Origin of the sequence: Pseudomonas sp. lyk4-TYG-107, assembly GCF_030209055.1 — a bacterium.
Lineage (GTDB): Bacteria > Pseudomonadota > Gammaproteobacteria > Pseudomonadales > Pseudomonadaceae > Aquipseudomonas > Aquipseudomonas putida_A.
The window spans coordinates 1-6,203 of sequence record NZ_JARVST010000043.1 but is presented as its reverse complement, the minus strand read 5'-3'; the positions used below and the strand labels follow the sequence as shown (position 1 = coordinate 6,203).

Genomic DNA, 6,203 nt, shown 5'->3' with positions numbered 1-6,203 from the left:
ACGTGATCTACACCTCCGGTTCCACTGGCCAACCGAAAGGCGTGATCAACGAACATAGCGGGGTAGTCAACCGCCTGTTGTGGATGCAGGACGCTTACCAACTGAGTTCTGCCGACACGGTGTTGCAGAAAACCCCGTTCAGCTTCGACGTCTCGGTCTGGGAGTTCTTCTGGCCGTTGATGACTGGCGCCCGATTAGTCATGGCCCGGCCCGAGGGACACAAGGATCCGCTGTATCTCAGCGAAATCATCGAACGCGAACACATCACCACGCTGCACTTTGTTCCCTCGATGCTCGACGTCTTTCTCGCCCACGCCGACACCGCACGCTGCAGCAGCCTGCGTCAGGTGATGTGCAGCGGCGAAGCCCTGCCGGGCAGCGTGGTGCGACGCTTCAAGCAGCAACTGCCGGGCAGCCAATTGCACAACCTCTACGGCCCGACCGAAGCGGCGGTGGACGTGACCGCGTGGAACTGCGCCGGGCCGCTGGAAAGCACTCCGGACAACACGCCGATCGGCAAACCGATCGCCAACACCCGCATGTACATCCTCGATGCCCAGCAACAACCGGTGCCGCACGGCGTGGTCGGCGAGCTGTACATCGGCGGCGTACAAGTGGCGCGCGGTTATCTGAATCGCCCGGAACTGAACGCCGAACGCTTCCTCAACGACCCGTTCCAGAGCAACGGGCGGATGTACCGCACCGGCGACGTCGCCCGTTATCTCGCGGACGGCAACATTGAATACCTGGGCCGTAACGACGATCAAGTGAAGATCCGTGGCCTGCGCATTGAACTCGGCGAGATCCAGGCGAGCCTGACCCAGATCGACGGCATTCAGGAGGCCGCCGTACTGGCCCGCGAAGACGTGCCGGGCGATAAGCGTCTGGTGGCGTACTACACCGGGGCACGCCTGGAAATCGACGTGCTGCGCAGTCATCTGCTGGAAAACCTGCCGGACTACATGGTGCCCGCGCTGTTCGTACATCTCGATGCACTGCCGCTGAGCCCCAACGGCAAACTCGACCGCAAGGCGCTGCCGGCCCCGGATCAGGCCGCATTGCCGGTGCGCGAATACGAGGCCCCGGTGGGCGACGTCGAAATCACCCTCGCACGGCTCTGGGCCGAGTTGCTCAACGTCGAGCGGGTGGGGCGCCACGATCATTTCTTTGAACTGGGTGGTCACTCGCTGCTGGCGGTCAGTCTGATCGGCCGGCTGCGTCAGGAAGGCATGGAAGCCGATGTCAGGTCGCTGTTCGAACATCCGACCCTGGCCGGCTACGCCGCAATTACCGAACGAATGGAGATCGTCCTGTGAACGTGATCGAACTGTTGGCCACATTGAAGGCTAAAGATATTCAGCTGGCGGTCGCGGACGACCAATTGCGGGTCAACGGCAACAAGCAGGCGTTGAACGACCCGGCGTTGCTGGCGCTGTTGCGCGAGCACAAACCGGCGCTGATCGAACTGATCAAGGCCGGGCAGTACTCGGCCAGCAAGCACGGCCAGGTCGAGGTGCCGGCCAATGGCATCGTCTCGGGCACCACGCGCATCACCCCGGCGATGCTGACGCTGGTCGAACTCGACCAGGCGACCATCGACCACCTCGTCGCACAAGTCCCCGGCGGCGCAGCCAATGTGCAGGACATCTACCCGCTGGCGCCGTTGCAGGAAGGCATCCTGTATCACCACGTCAGTGGCGGTGACGGCGATCCGTATGTCATGCAATCGCATTTCGCCTTTGCCAGCCGCGAGCGTTTTCAAGCGTTCGCTCAAGCGCTGCAAGCGGTGATCGATCGCCATGACATTCTGCGCACCGCTGTGCATTGGGCAGGGCTGGACGCGCCGGTGCAGGTGGTCTGGCGTCGGGCCGAACTGCCAGTGGAAGAGGTGACGTTGCCTGATGCAAATGGCGACGTGCTGGCGTATCTGCATGAGCGTTTCGACGCCCGGCACTTCCGCCTCGACGTTACCCTGGCGCCACTGATGCGTCTGGCCCACGCCTGGGATGAAGCCGGGCAACGGGTGATCGCCACGCTGCTGTTCCATCACATGGCGCTCGACCACTCGGCCCTCGACGTGGTGCGCCACGAAATGCGCGCCTGCCTCACCGGGCAGCGTGAACGGCTCGGGCGCCCGGTGCCGTTTCGCAACTACGTGGCGCAGGCGCGTCTGGGCGTCAGCGAGGCCGAGCACGAGGCGTTCTTCCGCGAGATGCTCAGCGACATCGACGAACCGACGCTGCCTTACGGCCTGCAGGACGTGCAGGGTGACGGCAGCGAAATCGTCGAACTCAGCGTGCCGGTCGCGGCGCTATTGGGCCAGCGTCTGCGGGCGCAGGCGCGGACGCTCGGCGTCAGTGTCGCCAGCCTGTTCCACCTCGGCTGGGCGCAAGTGCTGGCCGCGCTGACCGGCAAGCAGCAAGTGGTGTTCGGCACCGTGCTGATGGGCCGCATGCAAGGCGCCGAAGCGATTGATCGGGCGCTGGGGATTTTCATCAACACCTTGCCGTTGCGGGTGAACATCGACGGGCAGGACGTGCGCGCGGCGGTCAACGCCACCCACGCCCGGTTGACCACGCTGATGCGTCACGAACATGCACCGCTGGCCCTGGCTCAGCGCTGCAGTCACGTGGTGGCGCCGACGCCGCTGTTCAGCACGCTGCTCAATTATCGCCACAGCCACAACGTCGCCACCGCCAGCGCCGAAACCCTCGCGGCGTGGGACGGTATCTCCACGTTGCACTCCGAAGAGCGCAGCAACTATCCGTTGACGATGAGTGTCGATGACCTCGGTGATGCATTCAGCCTGACCCTGCTGGCCAGCACCCAGACCGATCCGCAGCGCATCTGCGACTACCTGCACTGCGCGCTGGAAAACCTCGTGCTCGCGCTGGAGCAGGCGCCGCAGACACCGGTCAATCAACTGCCGATCCTGCCGGCGGCGGAGCTTGCGCAGGTACTGCTCGAGTTCAATGCCACTCAAGTGGATTTCCCGGCTGCACAGACCATCCAGCAACGTTTCGAGGCACAGGTAGCCGAACGGCCGGACGCGCTGGCGGCAGTGTTTGCCGACGCGCAACTGACCTACGCCGAACTCAATCGTCAGGCCAACGCCTTGGCACAGCATCTGATCGGTTTGGGCGTGAAACCCGACGACCGTGTCGCCATCGTCGCCCGTCGCGGGCTGGACACCCTGGTCGGACTGGTGGCGATCCTCAAGGCCGGCGCCGGTTACGTGCCGATTGATCCGGCGCATCCGGCCGAGCGTTTGAACTACCTGCTCGACGACAGCGCGCCAGTCGCCGTACTGACCCAAAGTCATCTGCGCGAGCGACTGCCGGCGCTAAACGTGCCGGTGCTCGACCTCGATCACTGCAACTGGCCGCTGACGGTTACGCAAAACCCGCAGGTACCGGGCCTGAGCTCCGCGAACCTGGCCTACGTGATCTACACCTCCGGCTCCACTGGTTTGCCCAAAGGCGTGATGGTCGAGCACCACACCTTGAGCAATCTGGTCGACTGGCACTGCACGGCGTTCGACCTCTGCGCCGGGCGCCACACCTCAAGCCTCGCCGGCTTTGGTTTCGATGCGATGGCCTGGGAAGTCTGGCCGGCGTTGTGTGCGGGCGCGACCCTGCATCTGGCGCCGACTCACGAGGGCGGCGAAGACATCGATGCCTTGCTCGCGTGGTGGTGCGCGCAGCCGCTGGACGTGAGCTTCCTGCCGACCCCGGTGGCCGAATACGCCTTCAGCCAGAACCTCGAACACCCGACCCTGCGCACGTTGCTGATCGGCGGCGACCGCTTGCGTCAGTTCAATCGCAACCAGCATTTCGACGTGATCAACAACTACGGCCCGACCGAGGCCACGGTGGTCGCCACTTCTGGTCTGGTGCAAAGCGGCGACGCGCTGCACATCGGCAAACCGCTAAGCAATGCCACGGTGTACCTGCTCGACGAACAACAGCGCCCGGTGCCGCTTGGCGTTGCCGGTGAACTGTACGTCGGCGGTGCCGGGGTCGCCCGTGGCTACCTGAATCGCCCGGACATGACCGCCGAGCGCTTTCTGCGTGACCCGTTCAGCCCCTTGCCGAATGCGCGGATGTACCGCACCGGCGACCTTGCACGCTGGCGCGAGGACGGCAACATCGAGTACCTGGGGCGCAACGACGATCAGGTGAAAATCCGTGGCGTGCGCATCGAGCTGGGCGAGATCGAAACCTGCCTCAACCAGTTGCCGGGGATTCAGGAAGCGGTGCTGCTGGCCCGCGAAGATCAACCCGGCCAGCCGCGACTGGTGGCGTACTTCACCGAGCAGGCGCAGGTCGAAGCGCTACCGGTGGGCGAGTTGCGCGCGCAATTGCTCAGCCGGTTGCCGGAGTACATGGTGCCGACCGCGTTCGTCAAGCTCGCCGCGCTGCCGCTGACCGCCAATGGCAAGGTCGACCGCAAGGCCTTGCCCGCGCCGGATCTGGCGGCGCTGTTCACCCGCGAGTACGCAGCGCCCGAAGGCGAGGTGGAAACCGCGCTGGCGCAGATCTGGGCCGACGTGCTGCAAGTCGAGCGGGTCGGGCGGCAGGATCACTTTTTCGAACTCGGCGGGCATTCGTTGCTGGCAATGCGCATGGTCTCGCAAGTGCGCCAGCGTCTGGGTGTCGAGCTGGCGCTGAGCGATCTGTTTGCCAACGCCGAACTGGCGGCGGTCGCGGCAGTGCTGAACGAGGCCGGACGCTGTGCACAACCGCAGATCGTGCCGGTCCCGCGTGACGGCGCGTTGCCGCTGTCGTTCGCCCAGCAACGCCTGTGGTTCCTCGCGCAAATGGAAGGCGCCAACACCGCCTACAACATTCCCGTGGCCCTGCGTCTGCGTGGCCGTCTCGACGACGCGGCGCTGCAACGCGCACTGGCGCGGATCGTTGCCCGCCACGAAACCCTGCGCAGCCGCTTCGCGCAATTCAACGACGAGGCGCAAGTGCTGATTGCCCCGGTGGACACCGGTCTGCTGCTGCGTGTCGAGGACCTGCGTCAGCACCCGCAACCCGAGGAAACCCTGCAGGCGCTGATTCAGGGCGAAGCCTCCGGGCCGTTCGACTTGCAGGACGATCCGTTGATTCGCGGGCGACTGGTACGCCTGGCGGATGATCACCATGTGCTGTTGCTGACCCTGCACCACATCATCTCTGACGGTTGGTCGATGGGCGTTTTGACCCGTGAACTGATGGCGCTGTATCAGGCATTCAGTCACGGCCAGCCGGATCCACTGCCGCCGCTGGCGCTGCAATACACCGACTACGCGGTGTGGCAGCGGCGCTGGCTCAGCGGCGAGGTGCTGCAACGCCAGAGCGAATACTGGCAACAAAACCTGGCCGGCGCCCCGGCGCTGTTGATGTTGCCGACCGATCGGCCGCGCCCGGCGCAGCAGGACTATGCCGGCAGCAGCGTTGCCGTCGTGCTCGACGAACGCTTGAACGCCGGGCTCAAAGCCTTGGGTCAGCGCCACGGCGTGACCCTGTACATGACGCTGATGAGTGCCTGGGCGATGCTGCTCAGCCGCTTGTCCGGGCAGGCGGAAGTGGTGATCGGTTCGCCAGTGGCCAACCGCACCCGCGCCGAGATCGAAGGCCTGATCGGCATGTTCGTCAACACTCTGGCCTTGCGCATCGACACCTCGGGCGAGCTGAGCGTCGAAGCGCTGCTGGCGCGGGTCAAGGCGCAAACCCTGCAAGCGCAGGCGCATCAGGATCTGCCGTTCGAGCAAGTGGTGGAAATCACCCGGCCCGTGCGCAGCCTGGCGCACAGCCCGTTGTTCCAGACCTTGCTCAGTTGGGATGGCCTCGAAAGCCCGGCGCTGGCCCTCGGCGAACTGACGCTGGAGGGCGTGGCCGAGCCGAGCCACTTCGCCAAGTTCGACCTGTCGCTGAGCCTCAGTGAGTCCAACGGCATCATTCGCGGATCGCTGGAATACGCCACAGCGTTGTTCGACCAGAGCACGGTCGAGCGCTTCGTCGGCTACTTCCAGCGTCTGTTGCAGTCGATGGTCGCCAACGATCAGGCGCTGCTGGAACAGACGCCGCTGCTGGCGCCGGAAGAACAGCAGCGCTTGTTGGTCGAGTTCAATGCCACGGCGGTCGATTACAACCTTGAGCAGACCATTCACGGCTTGTTCGAGACGCAAGTGGCGCGCACGCCTTGGGCACCAGCGG

Annotated in this window: 2 protein-coding genes; both read left to right on the top strand. The window is 64.7% G+C overall.

Annotated features, from left to right (window positions below):
• The coding region (locus QRN61_RS27230) for an amino acid adenylation domain-containing protein (protein WP_285376381.1) at positions 1-1,316 on the top strand (1,316 nt) is incomplete at its 5' end.
• The coding region (locus tag QRN61_RS27225) for a non-ribosomal peptide synthetase (RefSeq protein WP_285376379.1) at positions 1,313-6,203 on the top strand (4,891 nt) is incomplete at its 3' end. The genes QRN61_RS27230 and QRN61_RS27225, both read left to right, overlap by 4 nt.